We start from the raw sequence: 16,613 nt of genomic DNA, 5'->3' as shown, positions 1-16,613 counted from the left end.
GTCCGAAGACCATTCCGGTTCCGGATTTCAGAAGGAAGCTCTCTCATGGCCTCGCGCCAACCACGTTAGCAGCGAAACCCTCAGTCCGACAGCAGGTTTGCGAGTTCTGCGACAGGTCCAATGTGGATGGTGCCTGCATCTGCGGTGGAACCCTTGCGCTCGAACAACTCCACCAGCTTGCGCACGGTGAAGTACTTGCGGTGCAACGCCGCCGCGGTGATCAGCTTGACCAGGTCGCGGTTCTCCTCGACCCGGTTGCCCCACACGTTGCCGCGCAGGTAGAGGTGCAGCCAGGTGCCGAACCAGAGGTCACCCTGCCGTTCGAACATGATCGGCAGCGCGACCTTTCCCTTGCCGCGCATGGACGACCGCGCGCGAACCGTGCTCGGCTCGAACGGCTTGCCCAGCTGGTCGAGGTCGCGGGTCATGAACCCGAACGTCGACTCGGCGACCTCGTCGAACCCCTCCCCCGCATAGACGTTCACCTGCGGCACGATGTACTTCGCCTCGACCGCATCGCGGTGCAGGTCGATGAACTCGGTCGCGCCATCGGTCGCGTCGGTGAGGTCGCCGGAGTGGAAGGCGCCCTCGTCCTTCAGCCGCGTCCACGACACCTGGCCCCTGAACGCGAAGTTCTCGTCGAGCAGCACCACCGACAGGTCGTAGTCGGTGCGCTTCGAGTTCTGGTGCCAGTGCACGAAGAACCGCAGCACATCGCCTTCCAGCCACATCTTCGAGCCGCGCGGCAGCACGCCGAAACCGTCCTCGGTGGCCGTGCCGGACATCGGCACGACGACGTCGAGGACCTCGGGGTCGACTGTCAGCGACGAGTACTCCGGCAGCCTGCGCACGAGTTCGGCCTCGATGACCTCGACGATCGCCGTGGCGTCGATCGGCGGGCGGGTGTCGTCGGTGATCCACACCTTCCGGCCGCGGTTCGCGAACACCCTTGCGGTGTCGGGCTTTGAGCGGTTGCCGAGGTGTTCCAGCACCGACACCAGCACGCGCCCGGACACGTCGGGAACAGCGTTCGCCACGGCTTCGGCGACGTTCGACGCACCGCTCCTGACCAGCCGGTCCACGCTGCGCAGGAGCATGCCGGGCGCCTTCGCGAGGATGCGCGACGCGAGGTCCGGATCGTTGGCCGCGAACGCCATCTCGACCTGGCCGGCGAACGACCTGGCGACCTTCTCCTTGCGCGCCACCGCGAACACGTCCTGAGCGCCGGCGAACGGGTGCTCGTGCGGGTGCAGCCGCTCACCGAGCCGCTTCCACGCCTCGCGGTGCTGGTTGACGTCGCCGAACTTGCTCGGGTCGACCTCGTCCAGCGCGGCCAGCAACGCGCGGCGCTCAGGCCTGCGGAACGACCGGAAGCGCGTGGACTCGCGCAGCGTGACGTCGCCGCCGGACGCCTCCGCGGCCAGGCGCAGGACGTCGGTGACCGTGTCGACGCCGGCGAGCGGCCGCTGCGCGACGAGGCGGGCGGCGTTGAGGATCGCGCGGTTCTCCCTGGTGGGAACGGCTTCCGGCACGACGTCGAGACGCTGCGTCGCCAGTTCGCCGAGCAGCACCCGGTCGTCCTCGCCGAGCGGGATCGGACTCTCCGCGAGCTCCAGGTAGAGACGGGTGATCTCCTCGTCGAGCGTGCCGCCCAGTTCGAGGACGGTCATGCGGTCCTTGAGCGACGGGATGAGCTCGTCGTGCGCCTTGAGCATCTCCTCGTACGTGTGCTGGACACGGCCGTACTTGGGCAGATCGAGCAGGTTGCCGGAGAACTCGGCGACGTCGGAGATGCAGGAGAGCCAGAACGCGACCGTGTCCGGCACGTTGTGCGGGAAGTCCTTGAAGTACGGGTTGTGCTGCGCTCGTGCGCCGACCAGCTCCTTGACCGCCCGGACGATCTCCTGGGCGTACTCCTCGGCACCGGCCACGTCGGAGATGTGTTCGATCAGCTCGCGCGAAGCCTTGAAGCCGACCTTGATCAGCGCGGCGTCGAGCTGCCTGGCGGTCGTGCCGCCATCACCCCGCGCGCCGTCCGACAGTGGCACGCGCAGGGTCTTCTTGATGATGGTCGTCCGCACGTTGCCAGTAAAACCCGCACGTCAAACGTAAAACGCTTGGGCGGGCGACGACCGCACTGCTACCTTTCCGGCGACCGTGCGAGAGACCGAGGAGGTGGTACCCGTGCACATTTCGACATGGGTGCTCCCCTGCGGGGTCACGGTCGGGCGATAGGTCGTCGTCCGGGAGCGCCGTTTCGCGAGCACTCCGGAAAGGCACGACCATGCACTTCACTTCCGAACAACGCCTCGACGCCGACGTCGTCGAGCGCAGGTTCACCCTCGGCGACGTTCCCGGCATCCTGTGGACGTCCGGCTCCGAACCCGCTCCCCTGATCCTGATGGGCAACCAGGGCGGACTGGACAGGATGTACTCCCGGCTCGCGGCCAGGGCCGTGGGCACCGTGGCGGAGGGCTACGCCGTGGCCACCGTCGAACTCCCGTGGAGCGGCGACCGGCCCCGTTCCTCCGCAGCCGAACAGGCCCGCGCCGACCTGCGCCGGGCGATCGAGGCCGGCGAACCCGTCGCCGACGAGATCGTCCAGCGGCTCATCCTCCCGCTGGTCGACCAGGCGGCGCCGGAATCGCAGGCCGCGATGGACGCCCTGCTGGCGCTGCCCGAGATCATCGACGGCCCGGTCGGGATCTCCGGCGGCGTGCTCGCCATCGGCCTCCGGCTGGCCGCGGTCGACCCGCGCATCGCGGCCGCCCTGCTGTTCGCCGGGAGCTACGTGCCCCGCAGCATGTTCGAGGAGGCCAGGCAGGTCACCACTCCGCTGCTGGTCCTGCTGCAGTGGGACGACGAGGGCAACGACCGGCAGCTGGCGCTGGACCTGTTCGACGCCTTCGGGTCCAAGGAGAAGACGCTGCACGCCAACCTGGGCGGGCACACCGGAATCCCGGCGTTCGAGGGGCCTTACGCGAACCAGTTCTTCGCGCGGCACCTGAAGTGATTCCACCCGTTTGGGCACGATGTTGTTCCGGCTCCATCACCTAACGTCGGGGCAATGAACGGCGATCCGTCGACTCCGTACAGCCGTGACCTGGGCGATGAACTGCGCCAGGTGCGGGAGCGCTACACGACATTCCGCGGTCGGCGGATCGCCCGCATGCTCGGATGGGATCCGGGAAAGGTCTCGAACATCGAGCACGGCAAGGTGCGGGCGAGCGAGATCGACATCGTCCAGTACCTGGGCCGCTGCGGACGTCCGCAGTCCTTCATCGAGGACTTCCTCGAACGCTACCGGTCCGCGTTCAACTCTCAGATCGTGCAAGTCCCAGGCAACCTGCGCACGATGTCGATGGCCGAGTCCATGGCAGACAAGATCACGACCTACGACTTGACGACAGTTCCGGGGCTGCTGCAGGTCGAGGAATATGCGAGGGCGCTGTACGAGGCCCGTGGCGTGCTCGGCCCGGATCTGGTTGAGGCAGCGGTCCGTTTCCGGATGGAACGGCAGGCGATCATGCGACGGCATGATCGTCCGGCGTGCACCTTCTATGTTCATGAGAGCGCGCTGCGACTGAAAGTCGGCAGTGACGAGATCATGGAAGAACAGCTCATGAGGCTGCTGTTCCACACACATGTCCTCCGAATCGTGCCGTCGGCAATCGGCCCGGCCGGTGTCTTCATGGGGCACTACGTGTTGTGGGAGTACGAGAAACGCGGCAGCGTCGCCTACACCCACTCCGACCTCGCCAAGGTGTTCGTGCAGGACGACGTCGGGGTGAAGCGCTGCAAGTCGATCTTCGCGCGCCTGGATGCGCTCGCTCTCAGTGAGGAACAATCGCGGTCGATGGTGGCGGACCTCGCCAGTCGATCGCGGGAGGACCTCAGTGACCGGAGACTGCACCTGGCGTAAGAGCAGCTACAGCGGCGGGGATGCCGTCGATGACGACTGCGTCGAGGTGGCGTTTGCCCAGGCTGTGCGCGTGCGTGACTCCAAGAACGCGGCGGGCCCCGAGCTCGGGTTCAGCGCCGACGCCTGGCAGGCGTTCGTTCACGGCCACGTTCGGGCGAGCCTCTGAAACGTCTCGGGATCGCTGTGCACGGGCACCACGCAGAGCAGGTGACCGCCCGGCGCGCGCAGCGTGTGGCAGTCCAGCCAGCGGGAGACCGGCTTCGCGCCCAACGCCGTCAGACGGGAGACCTCCGCCGCCACGTCGTCGGTCTCGATGTCGACGTGGTAGCGCGGTGCGTCGTCGACCGCCTGGACGTCGACGGTCAAGCCGGGGACGGCGCCGTCCAGGGCCGTGAAATGCTCCTCGCCCGCCACCGGACGAGCCGGGACGCCCAGCGCGGCGGACCAGAAGTTCGCGGCCGCACCGGCTTCCGCGACGGGTGTGTCGATGAAGATCCCGAACAGTCGGCTGCGATGCACCACACCGAGGCTAGTCAGCCGAGCTCGTAGGGCACCGGCAAACCGAGCACTTCCAGGAACTGCGCCGTCTTGAGCTCGACGAACACGTCGACGTCCTCGACGTCCTGTTCCTCGTCCAGCGAGAAGTCGTCCGGATTCTCGTCCGAAGCCAGGTAGCCGAGCAGCTCCGCCTGCTTGGCGGTGGCATCGCCGGAGTTCTGCAGCGCCCACCAGGCGGCGAGTCCGGCGGCCTCGCGCAGGACGTCCGTCGGGTCGGAGGCACTGGGGTTCTCGAAATAGGTGCGCGGCGTCAGGCCCAGGTAGGCGACGCCGGTGCCCGGACCGCCAGGGGCGTAGACGACCGAGGTGATGTCGCTGTCGTGGATGTCGATCCACAGGAACGGCTCCACCAGCGGTGGCAGCTCGCCCTCGGACAGCGTCTTCCACTGGCCGTTCTCATACGCGTACGTGCCGAAGAATCCCACGGCGAACATGAAAACAGGGGCCTCCCGCACGCGCGCGGGAGGCCCCTGTCAGGTGAAGCTCAGTAGCGGTAGTGGTCCGACTTGTACGGGCCCTCGACGTCGACGTCGATGTACTCGGCCTGGTCCTTGGTCAGCTTGGTGAGCTTGCCGCCGAGCGCCTCCAGGTGGATGCGGGCGACCTTCTCGTCCAGCACCTTGGGCAGGCGGTAGACCTCGTTGTCGTACTCCTCGTGCTTGGTGAACAGCTCGATCTGCGCGATCACCTGGTTCGAGAAGGAGTTCGACATGACGAACGACGGGTGGCCGGTCGCGTTGCCGAGGTTCAGCAGGCGGCCCTCCGACAGCACGATGATCGAGCGGCCGTTGGGGAACACCCACTCGTCGACCTGCGGCTTGATGTTGTTGCGGCGGATCCCGGGGTAGCGGGCGAGGCCGGCCATGTCGATCTCGTTGTCGAAGTGGCCGATGTTGCCGACGATCGCCTGGTGCTTCATCTGCGCCATGTGCTCGACCATCACGACGTCCTTGTTACCCGTCGTGGTGATGATGATGTCCGCGCGGTCCAGCACGTCTTCGAGGCGCTGGACGTCGTAGCCGTCCATGGCTGCCTGCAGGGCGCAGATCGGGTCGATCTCGGTGATGATGACCCGGCCGCCCTGGCCGCGCAGGGACTCGGCGGCGCCCTTGCCGACGTCGCCGTAGCCCGCGACGACGCAGACCTTGCCGCCGATGAGGACGTCGGTGCCGCGGTTGATGCCGTCGATCAGCGAGTGGCGGATGCCGTAGCGGTTGTCGAACTTCGACTTCGTCACGGCGTCGTTGACGTTGATGGCCGGGAAGAGCAGCTCACCGGCGGCGGCCAGCTGGTACAGGCGCATGACGCCCGTCGTGGTCTCCTCGGTGACGCCGCGGATGCCGGCCGCGATGTTCGTCCACTTCTTGCCGTCGGCGGCGAGCGACGCGCGGAGCGTCTCGAGGACGATCTTCCACTCCTCGGCGTCATCGGCTTCGGGCTGCGGGACGACACCGGCCGCCTCGTACTGGACGCCCTTGTGGACCAGCAGCGTCGCGTCGCCGCCGTCGTCCAGGATCATGTTCGGGCCCTTGCCGTCCGGCCAGGTGAGCATCTGCTCGGCCGTCCACCAGTACTCCTCGAGCGTCTCGCCCTTCCACGCGAAGCACGGGATGCCCTTGGGCTCCTCCTCCGTGCCGTACGGGCCGACGACGACGGCAGCGGCCGCGTGGTCCTGGGTCGAGAAGATGTTGCAAGAAGCCCAGCGCACCTCGGCACCCAGGTCGACCAGCGTCTCGATGAGGACGGCCGTCTGGATGGTCATGTGCAGCGAGCCCGAGACACGCGCACCCTTGAGCGGGTACACCCCGGAGTACTCGCGACGGAACGCCATCAGGCCGGGCATCTCGTGCTCGGCCAGGCGGATCTCCTTGCGGCCGAACTCGTGGAGTGAGAGATCGGCGACGGCGAAGTCGATGCCGTTGCGGGTCTGCAAGCGGTCCGCGGTCATTGCGAAGTCCTCCAGGGCACTTCAGAGAGGGTGTCGTCCGACCATACCGCCCGCGGATGCACCACTATGACCCCCACGTTGGGTGAGGGAGGTCTCGGGTGTTGATTGCGGGCCCGGACACGCGTGTCGTCGAGCTGCGTGTGCACGGCGTGCAGGGCACGACGCCGCAGACGCTGGTCGACGCGGTCGCGGCCGTGGACGTTGCGGGAGACGGACTCGGGCGCATCGTGCGCCCGGCCGACAGACTCCGCAGGCCCGCGCCGGGCCCGATGCTGCAGACCGAGGGCCGCTCCGTGCCCCGCCTGGTGGAGGGGTACCTCTGGGGTGGGATGACGTCCGGAGGTGTGGCCAAGGCCACCTGGGCGCTGCTCTTCCCGTTCAGCATCGCGAACGTCGCGCACTGGATGCTGCCTCCTGTTCCGGAGAAGAACCTGCCCGGCCACCTGCTGGGTCTGGGTCTGCGGTCGTTGCTGCGGGTGTTCGCGCTGCTCCTGACAGCGCTGCTGGTCGCGCAGGTCTCGGTGGTGAGCCTCGACCTGCTCGCCGCCCAGTGCCTGCGGCCGGGTGCGGCGTGTCTGACCAGCATTCCAACCGACGTGCGACTGTTTCCCTGGTTCCGCACGTTTCTGGGACTTCTCCCAGTGATCGTGCTGATCTCGGTGATGCGCCGGATCTCGCACGTCGAGTGGCGGATCGAGCGGCGGGAGATCGCGGACGCGGAGGAGCAGGAACACGCGCCCTCGTCCGGGCTGCCCGGAGCGCACGTCGCCACTGATCCGGACACGCCCGCTCTGCGTTCGTTGCACGTCGTGGTGGCGTTGGCGGTGAGCTCGCTGATCGCGCTCGGTGGGCCGTTGAAGCAGCTCACGGCTTCTGGGCCGATGGGTGTGGCTGTTACTTCCGCGTGGGTCGTGGCGTTGGTGTTCATCGGGCTGTCGGTGCTCGGTGTGCTGCTGCTCGACGATCCGACCGGTGGGGCGCCTCATCGTGGCGGGCGGTGGTTGCGGGCGGCTTTGTCTCGCAAGCCTCGCCGAGGGCTGATGGTGTTGTCCGCCTTGTTGGTGCTGACGACGTTGGGACTGCAGGAGCAGCTGCCCACTCGCGTGCCAGGCGCGGACGTGACCGTGCAGGTCATCGCGTTGCTGCTGGCTTTCGTGCTGGTGTTGTTCGGGGTCTTGCTGGTGCCGGCGGCTCTGCTGGCCCGCAAGTCCTGGGCTTCGTTGCCGCGTGAGCTGCGACCTTGGGCCGGCGGGTGGTTCTCGGCGCCGGTATTGGCCATTGCCGGGTTGCTGGGTGGCGGGTTCGGGGCCGGGATCGCGTTGCCGGTGCGGAAGGCTCTGGGTGACGGGCTGGCCCTGCCGGTCGGGTACTCCTACATCACTCTTCTGTGGGGTGTTGCCGGTGCGTTGGGGTTGCTGAGCACGTTCGCGGTGGCTTCCTTCACCGGTGCGGTGCGGTGGCGGGCGTTCCGCAAGGGCAAGGTGTGGGCGCGCGAGGCTTCCCTGCTGCACTCGGGGCGGATGCGTGACCTGCGCACCGCGACCCGGGCCTGGTGGTGGGCGCGCTGGGAACGCAACCACGGGCATCACCTGATTCTGATCATCGCTTCGGTGCTGGTGGTCGGCGCTGCGGTGGCGACCGTGCTGCGGGTGCGCAAAGTGCCGCTGCCTTCGTGGACGGTGCCGGTTTCGGCTTTTGGCGTGTTCGTGCTCGGGTTGCTGGCGGTGTCTCTGTTGCGGGCCGTGTACTTGGCGGCTCGGCAGCCGGAGTCCGGGCGGCGGCTGGGGATCATCGCGGACGTGGCGCAGTTCTGGCCGCGTGAGGCGCATCCGATCGTGCCGCCCTGTTATGCGTTGAAGGTCGTGCCGGAGCTGGTTTCCCGCGTGCAGGACCACTTGCGCGATCCCGGGACTCGCGTGGTCCTCTGTGGACATTCGCAGGGGTCGTTGCTCGTTGCTGTTGCTGCTGCCCGGTTGTTGGAGGATCTGCCGGCGCACGATCGCGAGCGGATCGGGCTCGTCACGGCTGGGTCGCAGCTGCAGTGGGCTTATCCGCGGGCGTTTCCCGCCGTGGTGCCGCACGCGTCGCTGGCTCGGCTGGCCGGTGGGCTGGACGGGCGCTGGCGGGCGTTGTGCCGGGGCACGGATCCGTTGGGCGGCGCGGTGATGACGTGGCGGCGGCAGGTGTTCGACGGGATGCTGCTGGGCGTCGGGTATCGGCCGGACGGGACCGAAGGCGCTCTCGCGCCTGCCTTCCGCGGGCCTACCGGGGCTTTGGTTCTCGGAGGCGATCACTGGTTGCCGGATCCGCAGCGGGGGCCGTTTCCCGGGCGGCGGTGGCGGTCCGGGGTGGCCGCGCACTCGGACTACACGTCGGATCCGGAGTGGGATCGGGCGGTGGCGATCGCGGCCGGGTTGCTGGACGTGGACGCGCCCGAAGCGCCGCCGTTGCCGTTCGCGCGGAGGCCGGAAACCCGGTCGCGGGACACCCTCGGCGGCTCCTAGTCTCCGGCTCATGCTGACTGGTGATCTCGTCCTTCTGCGGCCGCTCGAACCCGAGGACGCCGACGCCCTCTACCGCTGGCACAACGACGAGAACGTCATGCGCTGGCTGCAGGCCTACTTCCACGAGTCGCTGGCCGGGCTGCGCAAGCGTCTCGCCGACCGCCAGGAGAACTCGTACGAGAAGGTCACGCTCTGCGTCGAGACGCTGGAGGAGCGCAAGACCATCGGCATCGTCGCGCTGCGGGACGCGGACCCGGTCAACGCGCGCGGCGAGGTCGACATCTACATCGGCGAGCAGGAGTACTGGGGCGGCGGCTACGGCACGGACGCCCTTCGCACGCTCTGCCGGTACGGGTTCAGCACCCTGCGGCTGCACTCGATCCAGCTCACCGTCGTCGAGGCGAACGAGCGGGCGATCCGGTCCTACCAGAAGCTCGGCTTCCAGGTGGACGGGCGGCTGCGGCAGGCGTTCCACCGCGACGGCGAGTGGCACGACGAGCTGCTGATGTGCGTGCTCGCCGACGAGCTCACGTGAGGGCGGGCGCGAGGTGGCCGATCGCCTCGCGCAGGTGGTCTTCCACGGACGTCGCCGTCATCACGACCAGGCCGGACGGGCGCAGGTCCACCCAGCGCTGCATGCCGATCCGCGCGGCCGCCGACACCGCGGCGGCCAGGACCTCGGCGCCCAGCGGGTCCTTGCCGAGACGTTCGGCGATGACCTCGGCGATCGGCGGTTCCATGGACGCCGTCGAGTCCAGGTAGGCCTCGCGCAGCGCCGGGGTCGAGTTGATCAGGGTGACGGCGTCGGACGGCGGTTCGCGGTACTGCTCGGCGAACGCCGCGATGATCGACTCGACCAGGGGCTCGTCGGCGGACCGGGAGCGCAGGGCGGAGGCCACGGCTTGGGCTCGGGAGGTGGTGATGCCCGCGACGATCGCGTGTTCGCGGCTCGGGAAGTAGTTGTTGTAGGTGCGCGGGGAGACGCCCGCGGCCTCGGCGATCTCGTCGACGCGCACGTTGTCGACGCCCTTCTCCAGGGCCAGCCGCAGCGCGGCCTCCGACAGCGCCGCTCGGGTCTCGGTCTTCTTGCGCTCACGCAGTCCCACGGCGATCACTGTAGAGACCTGTTGCAACACGATCACTACCGATTGACTTTCGATAGATCGCTACCGATACTCGATGCATGATTTCTGAGCGTTGGGCGGTGGTCGCCCTCCGGTTCTTCCTCGTGGCGCTGTTCGGGATCCTCGTCGTGCTGGAGACGTTGTCGATCCCGGGCTCGTACATGTACTCGGCCGGGCAGCACCCGGAGCACGCGAACGAGCAGTTCGTGTCGATGATCGTCGCGATCTTCTGGGTGGTGTGCGTGCAGGTGGTGATCGTCGCCACCTGGAAGCTGCTCACGCTGGTGCGCAAGGATCTGATCTTCACCGACGCCGCGATCAAGTGGGTGAACGTGATGGTCTGGGCGATCGCGGCCGGGTGGGTCGTGCTGGTGGGTGTGTTCATCTACCTCGGCTTCATCGCCGACGACCCCGGTGTGCTGGTGTTGTTCTTCTTGTTCACGACGGGGGTTTCCGTGATCGGGCTCGTGCTGATCGTGATGCGGGCGCTGCTGCAGCGGGCGACGGCGTTGCGGTCCGACATGGAGTCGGTGATCTGATGGCGATCATCGTGCGGATCGACGTCGAGCTGGCCAAGCGCAAGATGAGCGTCGGCGAGTTCGCGGAGAAGGTCGGGCTGACGCCGGCCAACGTGGCGGTGCTGAAGAACGGGCGGGCGAAAGCCGTGCGGTTCAGCACTTTGGAGGCCATGTGCCGGGTGCTGGAGTGCCAGCCAGGGGATCTCCTGGAGTTCGTGGACGAGGAAGAGGCTGTCAGCTGAGTTGTTTCGCCAGTCGGTCGGCGGCTTCGAGCCGCCCCGACTCGGCGAGCAGGCCCACCGGTGCCAGGACGTAGTCGCGGTCGACGGTGATCTCGGCGGTGCGCAGGATCGGGCGGAGCACCGGGTCGCCCCGCAGCGCTTCGATCACGGGCGTGAGGTCTTCGGTGTGCCGGAAGACGCCGCCGGAGAGGACGAGCAGGCCCGCGCCGTGCGGGCCGAGCTGTCCGTCGACCTGACGGAGGTGGCGGCGCACTGCCAAGATCGCCGCGAACGACGCCAGCTTCACGTCGACGGTTGGATCGTCGGGGAGCCAGCCGACGTTCTCGGCTCGTTTCCGGGCTTCTTCGCTCAGGTCCTCGGTGGTGAGGCGTTCGGTGTGGGCTTCCTTCACGACGCCCGGTGCGGACCAGCGCATGCCCAGGTCGCCTTCGACCGTGCGGCGGTCCGGCGGGAGGGCGACGGTCCGTTCCAGACCCTCGCTGTCCGCCGTGGACACCGCCGAGTAGACGTCCGTGGTCGCGCCGCCGACATCCACCACCAGCACAGCGCCTTCACGGTCCTGCGCTGCCAGTCTCGACACACCTGCCAGCACCGCGTCTGGCGTGACGGCGCGCACGAGTTGGCGGAAACGAGGGCCGCGCGACAGGCCCTTGCCGCCGATCACGTGCTGCAGGAACGCCGCGCGGATCGCCTTGCGGGCCGGTTCCGGCGCGAGCTGACCCACGTCCGGGAGCACGTTCGGGCAGGCCACGACGGTCCTCGACGCCAGAAGCTGGAGAGCCTCCGGCTGCGCTTCGATGTTGCCCGCCAGGACGATCGGCACGGCGACGCGGGCGAGTTTGGCGGCGTTGTGGAGCAGGACCGACTGGTCGCCGCCGTCCGTGCCGCCGACCAGCAGGATCAGGTCGGGTTTGGACGCCCGCAGCGCGCGCACGTCGACCGGGCCCGCGCTGACGTGCACGATCTTGGCGCCCGCACTCAACGCCACCCGATAGCCGGCCTCGGCGCTCACGACGCGTTCCTGACCTACAACCGCGAGCCTGAGGCCGCCGCCGGCCGACGAGCACGCCAGGATCTCGCCGTCGCCCACTTCGGCGCGCAGGGCGTCGATGCCGTGCAGCACCTCGGGCGGCGTGGTCGGGTGCTGTCCGGTCCGGACCAGCTCGCCCTCGTCGGTGAGGAGCGCGGCTTTGGTCCAGGTGGAACCGACGTCGAGGCACAGGATCACAAGGCAAGCTAACAGAATGAAGCTCACGCCCAAGGTGATCCTCGAAGGCACGCGGCTGACCGGCAAGACCGACCTGGCGTACGCGCTCAACGAGCACCCGCGGCTCGTCGGTCACCGCAGGTACCGCTATCACTCGCCGTTGATCTCGGCGGAGTGGAGCGCCTTCAGCAACGAGCCGTGGGGGCGTGGGCTGATCAACTTCGCGGAAGAAGAGACTGAACTGGCGCTGGAGACCTACGAGACGTGGGTGCGGCTGTTCGAACTGCAGCGCTACTACTCGTGGATCGTCGACCGGTTCCACCTGTCCACGCAGGCCTATCAGGCGACGCAGGGGCGTGAGTTCGACTTCGGGTGGCTGGAGGAACGGCTGAAGCCGCTCAACTTCGCCATCGTGCTGTGCACCCGGCCGGAGGACACGTTCGAGGAAGCCCGGACCGAGCGGTTGAAGATCAGCGCGAACCCGAAGCAGTACGTGTCGCTGGAACCGTTCATCTCCGAGCAGCGGCAACTCCGCGAGCTGGCCAAGAAGTCGATCCTGCCGGTGTTCGAGTTCGACGTGACCCGGCACGGGCCGGACGACGTGGCGGACTTCCTGGAGGACAACGCCCTGCTGACGCTCTAGTCGTCCGCCTTCTCGTGCACGACCTGCATGAAGCCGCCGAGCTGGGCGAGCTGCTCCGGCGTGAACAGGTCGATCAGGTACGCGCGGACCGTCTCGACATGGCCGGGCGCGGCGGAGTCGAGCAGAGCCCTGCCCGCGTCGGTGAGCACGGCGAGGATGCCGCGCTCGTCGGACTCGTGCGGTTCGCGCCGCACGAGTCCCGACTTCTCCAGCTTGCCGATCTGGTAGGTCAGCGAGCTCTTCGACACCACGACGCGGCGCGCGAGCTCGGTCATGCGCATGCGGTTGCCCGGCTGTTCGGACAGCACGACCAGCACGTTGTACTGCGCGTGCGAGAGGCCCGCGTCGCGCTGCAACTGCTGTTCGATCTGCCTCTCGAGGAGGTGGTACGCCTGGACGAAGTGGTGCCAGGCGCTGCCCTCCTCCTCGGAGAGCCACCGCGCGTTACCCATGGCTCCGCAGGTTAGTTGGTGTAGAGCTGCGAGACCGGGACAACCTGCTGGTTCTGGTTCGGGGAAGTCCACAGGAGCTTGAAGTGGGCCTCGCCGGTCCGCTCCGCGTAGTCGACCTTGATCGCGTACTTCTTCCCGGCCTGCAAGGCGATCGTGCCCTTGTCGATGCGGGCCTGGTGAGGCGCGGAGGCGTCGATCACGAGCTTGCCGTCGATCCACACCTTCGCGATCTCGTCGGACACCGCGAGGAACGTGTAGGTGTCGCTGAACCTCGGCTGCACGAACCCGGTCCAGCGGGCGGAGAAGTTGTCACCGCCGTCGAAGCGCCAGGCGAAGTTCAACGACTTGTCCGTGCTCGTGGTGGGCGTGCCGGTCCAGTTGTTCGACGGGTAGTACTGGGCTTTGAGGCCGTTCCCGGTGCCGACGGGGGCTGCTTGCTCGCCTTTCACCGTCAACTCGATCACGGTGGCGACGTCGTTCGTCTTGGCACCACTGGGTTTCACGTCGTAGCCATCGCCTGCCTTGCTCACCGCGACAGCCTGCGAGCTGTTCAGGACGCGCGCCGACGTCACGTCGAACTGTTCGAGAACCTTGAGGTGCAGGGAGTTCGACCAGTCGTAGACGGAGAGGTAGAGCTTGTCGTCCTTGCGCGACACGGCACCCCAGGACGGGTCCTCGACCCACAGTGCGGCCCGAGCGCCGTAGACCGCGTCACCGTGCTGCGTGAGCCAGGAACCCATGGCGCGCAAGCGATCCGACTCGGGCGCCGGGATGCGGCCGAGCTTGTCGGGGCCGACGTTGAGCAGGTAGTTGCCACTGCGCGAGGCGATGTCGACGAGGTTGCGGGTCAGCGTCGTGGCGCTCTTGAAGTTCTTGTCCCACTTGGCGAATCCCCACTTCGAAGGGATCGTCATGCAGGACTCCCAGAGCTGGCCGTCGATCGGCGCGGACGGGAAGGTCTGCTCGGGAGTGCCGAAGTCGCCGTCGACGACCCGGCGTTCCTTGACGCCCGGCGCACGCTTGGAGATCCGGTTGTTGATGAGCAGGTTCGGATCCTTGGCCTTGAGGAAGGTCTCCAGGTCCGCGCCGTCCTGCTTGGTCCACGGGTTCGGCGGGTTGTCGGTGTCCCAGTCGCCGTCGAACCACAGCAGCGCCGGGTCGTAGTTGTCGATCAACTCGGTGAGCTGGGCGCGCATGCGGGCCTTGTAGCGCGCGAAGTTCTGCGCCGACCGCGCGTCCGGGTCGTGCCAGTCCCAGATCGAGTAGTAGAGGCCGAGCTTGATGCCCTGCTTGTCGGCCTCGGCCTTGAGCTCGGCCAGGATGTCGCGCTTCCTGTCGAACGCCGAGTGGTCGCGCAGGTTCCACTTGTTGACCTTCGTGGGCCACATCGCGTAGCCGTCGTGATGCTTCGACGTGATGACGATGTACTTCTGCCCCGCCGCTTTCGCCGTGTCGACGACGGCCTTGGCGGAGAACTGGGCCGGGTTGAAGGACTTCACCAGCCGCTCGTAGTCGGCGGTCGGGACCTTGCACTTGTTCATGATCCACTCGGCGTCCTGACAGGTGGAGCCGTCGGACCTCTGGTACTCGCCTTCAAGCTGCGAGTAGCCGCCGAAGTGGATGAACATGCCGAAGCGGGCGTCCTGGAACCACTGCGCGCGCGGCGACGTGAACGGGTCGTCCACCGCGTGATTCGGGCCAGGACCAGCCAAAGGCAGCACCGCCAGCAGCGCTGCGACCAGCGCGTGGAGCATCGGACTCCTCCTCCAAGCTCATGGCGGCACCATGAGCTTGGAGGAAGAGAGATCCGATGTCTAGACCCCTGGTTCTTCGCCGTGCTTGATGACCGGTTCCGATTGGACCGGTGCGGAGCCCCGCTTGGCGAGCACCGAGTTGCGCCGGCTGTAGGCGAAGTAGACGACGACACCGATCGCCATCCAGATGATGAACCGGACCCAGGTGAGCGCGGTCAGGTTCAGCATCAGCCACAGGCAGGCGAGGATCGCGAGGATCGGCACCAGTGGCACGAGCGGCACGCGGAACCCGCGGTCCAGGTCGGGCCGCGTCCGGCGCAGCACCCACACGCCCGCCGAGACCAGGATGAACGCGAACAGCGTGCCGACGTTCACCATCTCTTCGAGCTTGCCGGCGGGGAAGAAGCCCGCCGCGATCGAGACCAGCACACCGATGATGATCGTGATCCGCGTCGGCGTGCCGTGGCTGCCGGTCTTCGCCAGGCCACGCGGCAGGAGTCCGTCACGCGACATCGCGAACAGCACCCGGCTCTGGCCGAGCATCAGCACCATGACGACCGTGGTGAGACCGGCGAGCGCGCCGACCGAGATCACCGTCGCGGCCCAGTCGACCCCGTTGTCCCGGAACGCACTGGCGAGCGTCGCGCGCGTGCCGTCCGGCTGCGTCGCGAGCTTCGTGTACGGCACCATGCCGGTGATCACCAGCGTCACGGCGACGTACAGCACGGTGACGATCGCGAGCGACCCGAGGATGCCCCGCGGCACGGCCTTCTGCGGGTTCTTGGTCTCCTCCGCCGTGGTCGCCACGACGTCAAAGCCGATGAACGCGAAGAAGACGATCGACGCGGCCGCCAGCATGCCGAGCACGCCGTACGTGCTGCCCGAGTAACCGGTGATCAGCGAGAACAGCGACTGCTCGATGCCCGTGTGCGCGGCCGGACCGGACTCGGCGGCCGGCGGGATGAACGGCGTGTAGTTCTCGGCCTTGATGTAGCCGATGCCGAGCACGATCACCAGCAGCACCACCGCGACCTTGATGGCCGTGATGACCGCGCTGACCCGCGAGCTCAGCTTCGTGCCCACGACCAGCAGGACCGTCAGCACCGCGACGAGCAGCACCGCGCCCCAGTCGAACTTGAAGCTCCCGCCCACCTCGGTCTTCACGTCGATGCCCATGAGCCCGAGCGTCGTCTGCAGGTACGCCGACCAGCCCTTGGCCACCGCAGCCGACCCGACCGCGAACTCCAGCACCAGGTCCCAGCCGATGATCCAGGCCGCGAACTCGCCGAACGTCGCGTAGGAGAACGTGTACGCGGAGCCCGCCACCGGCACCGTGGACGCGAACTCGGCGTAACACAACGCCGCCAGCGCACACGCGATCGCCGCGAGCACGAAGGACAGCGAGACGGACGGGCCCGCGATGTTGCCCGCGGTGCTCGCCGTGAGCGTGAAGATGCCGGCGCCGATCACGACCGCCACACCGAAGACCGTGAGGTCCCAGGCCGTCAGATCCCGGCGGAGCTTGGTGTCCGGCTCGTCGGTGTCAGCGATCGACTGCTCGATCGACTTGGTGCGCCACAACCCGTTCCCCGGCACGGTGCTTACCTCCTTGATGGACCTGTTCGGCCCACCCTAGAGGTATCCAGCATGCGAGATCCCTACAGCCGCTTTTCCGCTTCCCGGAAGTCACGCGGGGGCCCCGCGTTACCTTCTGGGGAACGCGGGGCCCCCGCGTTCCCTA

General features: G+C 67.7%; 17 protein-coding genes. 8 read left to right on the top strand and 9 right to left on the bottom strand.

The window, feature by feature from the left end; all coding sequences use genetic code 11:
- Positions 1–80: 80 nt before the first annotated feature.
- The gene (locus ABZX92_RS32325; RefSeq protein ID WP_355567739.1) at positions 81–2,081 is read right to left on the bottom strand and encodes a hypothetical protein; all 2,001 of its coding nucleotides are present in this window, start codon (positions 2,079–2,081) and stop codon (positions 81–83) included.
- 203 nt (positions 2,082–2,284) lie between these two features.
- Here ABZX92_RS32325 and ABZX92_RS32320 point away from each other — a divergent pair, with 203 nt between their 5' ends.
- Genes ABZX92_RS32320 through ABZX92_RS32310 form a run of 3 tightly spaced genes read left to right on the top strand, consistent with a single transcriptional unit; the run spans position 2,285 to position 4,088 of the window.
- Complete coding sequence (locus tag ABZX92_RS32320; protein WP_355567736.1) at positions 2,285–3,013, top strand: alpha/beta hydrolase; 729 nt, start codon at positions 2,285–2,287, stop codon at positions 3,011–3,013.
- A gap of 54 nt (positions 3,014–3,067) precedes the next feature.
- Positions 3,068–3,922, top strand: a complete 855-nt coding sequence (locus ABZX92_RS32315) for a DUF5753 domain-containing protein (protein ID WP_355567733.1) — start codon at positions 3,068–3,070, stop codon at positions 3,920–3,922.
- Complete coding sequence (locus ABZX92_RS32310; protein ID WP_355567731.1) at positions 3,897–4,088, top strand: DUF397 domain-containing protein; 192 nt, start codon at positions 3,897–3,899, stop codon at positions 4,086–4,088. The genes ABZX92_RS32315 and ABZX92_RS32310 overlap by 26 nt, the downstream gene beginning before the upstream one ends.
- Here the strand turns inward: ABZX92_RS32310 and ABZX92_RS32305 are convergent.
- The 3 genes from ABZX92_RS32305 to ahcY are packed head-to-tail and all read right to left on the bottom strand — an operon-like array spanning position 4,061 to position 6,428.
- A complete protein-coding gene (locus ABZX92_RS32305) occupies positions 4,061–4,441 on the bottom strand; it encodes a VOC family protein (RefSeq protein ID WP_355567728.1) in 381 nt (126 codons plus the stop codon). The genes ABZX92_RS32310 and ABZX92_RS32305 overlap by 28 nt on opposite strands.
- A gap of 14 nt (positions 4,442–4,455) precedes the next feature.
- A complete protein-coding gene (locus ABZX92_RS32300; RefSeq protein ID WP_355567725.1) occupies positions 4,456–4,914 on the bottom strand; it encodes a hypothetical protein in 459 nt (152 codons plus the stop codon).
- A 50-nt stretch (positions 4,915–4,964) separates the two neighbouring features.
- Entirely contained in the window at positions 4,965–6,428 is a 1,464-nt protein-coding gene (gene ahcY, locus ABZX92_RS32295) for an adenosylhomocysteinase (RefSeq protein ID WP_355567722.1), read from the bottom strand.
- 98 nt (positions 6,429–6,526) lie between these two features.
- Here ahcY and ABZX92_RS32290 point away from each other — a divergent pair, with 98 nt between their 5' ends.
- Positions 6,527–8,932, top strand: a complete 2,406-nt coding sequence (locus tag ABZX92_RS32290; RefSeq protein ID WP_355567719.1) for a hypothetical protein — start codon at positions 6,527–6,529, stop codon at positions 8,930–8,932.
- A 10-nt stretch (positions 8,933–8,942) separates the two neighbouring features.
- Positions 8,943–9,467 (top strand): GNAT family protein, encoded by a 525-nt coding sequence (locus ABZX92_RS32285; RefSeq protein WP_355567716.1) that lies wholly within the window; start codon positions 8,943–8,945, stop codon positions 9,465–9,467.
- Here ABZX92_RS32285 and ABZX92_RS32280 read toward each other — a convergent pair.
- On the bottom strand, positions 9,460–10,038 hold the full coding sequence (locus ABZX92_RS32280) for a TetR/AcrR family transcriptional regulator (RefSeq protein ID WP_355567713.1): 579 nt from the start codon (positions 10,036–10,038) through the stop codon (positions 9,460–9,462). The genes ABZX92_RS32285 and ABZX92_RS32280 overlap by 8 nt on opposite strands.
- A gap of 77 nt (positions 10,039–10,115) precedes the next feature.
- Here ABZX92_RS32280 and ABZX92_RS32275 point away from each other — a divergent pair, with 77 nt between their 5' ends.
- Both ABZX92_RS32275 and ABZX92_RS32270 read left to right on the top strand, forming a co-directional pair.
- Entirely contained in the window at positions 10,116–10,595 is a 480-nt protein-coding gene (locus ABZX92_RS32275) for a DUF2975 domain-containing protein (protein ID WP_355567710.1), read from the top strand.
- Positions 10,595–10,816 carry a helix-turn-helix transcriptional regulator gene (locus ABZX92_RS32270; protein ID WP_355567707.1) on the top strand — a complete coding sequence of 74 codons (222 nt, stop codon included), beginning with the start codon at positions 10,595–10,597 and terminating at the stop codon, positions 10,814–10,816. Before ABZX92_RS32275 ends, ABZX92_RS32270 begins: the two co-directional genes overlap by 1 nt.
- On the opposite strand, the gene ABZX92_RS32265 is transcribed toward ABZX92_RS32270, so the two are convergent.
- Positions 10,809–12,071, bottom strand: a complete 1,263-nt coding sequence (locus ABZX92_RS32265; RefSeq protein WP_355567705.1) for a glutamate mutase L — start codon at positions 12,069–12,071, stop codon at positions 10,809–10,811. The genes ABZX92_RS32270 and ABZX92_RS32265 overlap by 8 nt on opposite strands.
- Between ABZX92_RS32265 and ABZX92_RS32260 the strand changes: the two genes are divergently transcribed.
- Positions 12,061–12,666, top strand: a complete 606-nt coding sequence (locus tag ABZX92_RS32260; RefSeq protein ID WP_355567702.1) for a hypothetical protein — start codon at positions 12,061–12,063, stop codon at positions 12,664–12,666. The two genes, ABZX92_RS32265 and ABZX92_RS32260, sit on opposite strands and share 11 nt — an antisense overlap.
- Here ABZX92_RS32260 and ABZX92_RS32255 read toward each other — a convergent pair.
- The 3 genes from ABZX92_RS32255 to ABZX92_RS32245 are packed head-to-tail and all read right to left on the bottom strand — an operon-like array spanning position 12,663 to position 16,468.
- The gene (locus tag ABZX92_RS32255; protein ID WP_355567699.1) at positions 12,663–13,118 is read right to left on the bottom strand and encodes a MarR family transcriptional regulator; all 456 of its coding nucleotides are present in this window, start codon (positions 13,116–13,118) and stop codon (positions 12,663–12,665) included. The genes ABZX92_RS32260 and ABZX92_RS32255 overlap by 4 nt on opposite strands.
- Positions 13,119–13,129: 11 nt before the next feature.
- Positions 13,130–14,872, bottom strand: coding sequence for an alpha-L-fucosidase (locus ABZX92_RS32250; RefSeq protein WP_355567696.1), 1,743 nt, complete (start codon positions 14,870–14,872; stop codon positions 13,130–13,132).
- A gap of 60 nt (positions 14,873–14,932) precedes the next feature.
- The gene (locus ABZX92_RS32245; RefSeq protein WP_355567693.1) at positions 14,933–16,468 is read right to left on the bottom strand and encodes an amino acid permease; all 1,536 of its coding nucleotides are present in this window, start codon (positions 16,466–16,468) and stop codon (positions 14,933–14,935) included.
- Positions 16,469–16,613: the final 145 nt, after the last annotated feature.

The sequence above is a fragment of the Lentzea sp. NPDC006480 genome (assembly GCF_040611995.1).
Classification (GTDB): Bacteria; Actinomycetota; Actinomycetes; order Mycobacteriales; family Pseudonocardiaceae; genus Lentzea.
Note: the sequence above shows the minus strand (reverse complement) of the source record. Positions and strands in the feature narration are given on the sequence as shown.

Coding starts and splice junctions, on each gene's coding strand:
- ABZX92_RS32320 (WP_355567736.1), top strand. CDS start 2,285: ATGCACTTCACTTCCGAACAACGCCTCGACGCCGACGTCGTCGAGCGC.
- ABZX92_RS32315 (WP_355567733.1), top strand. CDS start 3,068: ATGAACGGCGATCCGTCGACTCCGTACAGCCGTGACCTGGGCGATGAA.
- ABZX92_RS32300 (WP_355567725.1), bottom strand. CDS start 4,914: ATGTTCGCCGTGGGATTCTTCGGCACGTACGCGTATGAGAACGGCCAG.
- ahcY (WP_355567722.1), bottom strand. CDS start 6,428: ATGACCGCGGACCGCTTGCAGACCCGCAACGGCATCGACTTCGCCGTC.
- ABZX92_RS32285 (WP_355567716.1), top strand. CDS start 8,943: ATGCTGACTGGTGATCTCGTCCTTCTGCGGCCGCTCGAACCCGAGGAC.
- ABZX92_RS32275 (WP_355567710.1), top strand. CDS start 10,116: ATGATTTCTGAGCGTTGGGCGGTGGTCGCCCTCCGGTTCTTCCTCGTG.
- ABZX92_RS32270 (WP_355567707.1), top strand. CDS start 10,595: ATGGCGATCATCGTGCGGATCGACGTCGAGCTGGCCAAGCGCAAGATG.
- ABZX92_RS32260 (WP_355567702.1), top strand. CDS start 12,061: ATGAAGCTCACGCCCAAGGTGATCCTCGAAGGCACGCGGCTGACCGGC.
- ABZX92_RS32255 (WP_355567699.1), bottom strand. CDS start 13,118: ATGGGTAACGCGCGGTGGCTCTCCGAGGAGGAGGGCAGCGCCTGGCAC.
- ABZX92_RS32250 (WP_355567696.1), bottom strand. CDS start 14,872: ATGCTCCACGCGCTGGTCGCAGCGCTGCTGGCGGTGCTGCCTTTGGCT.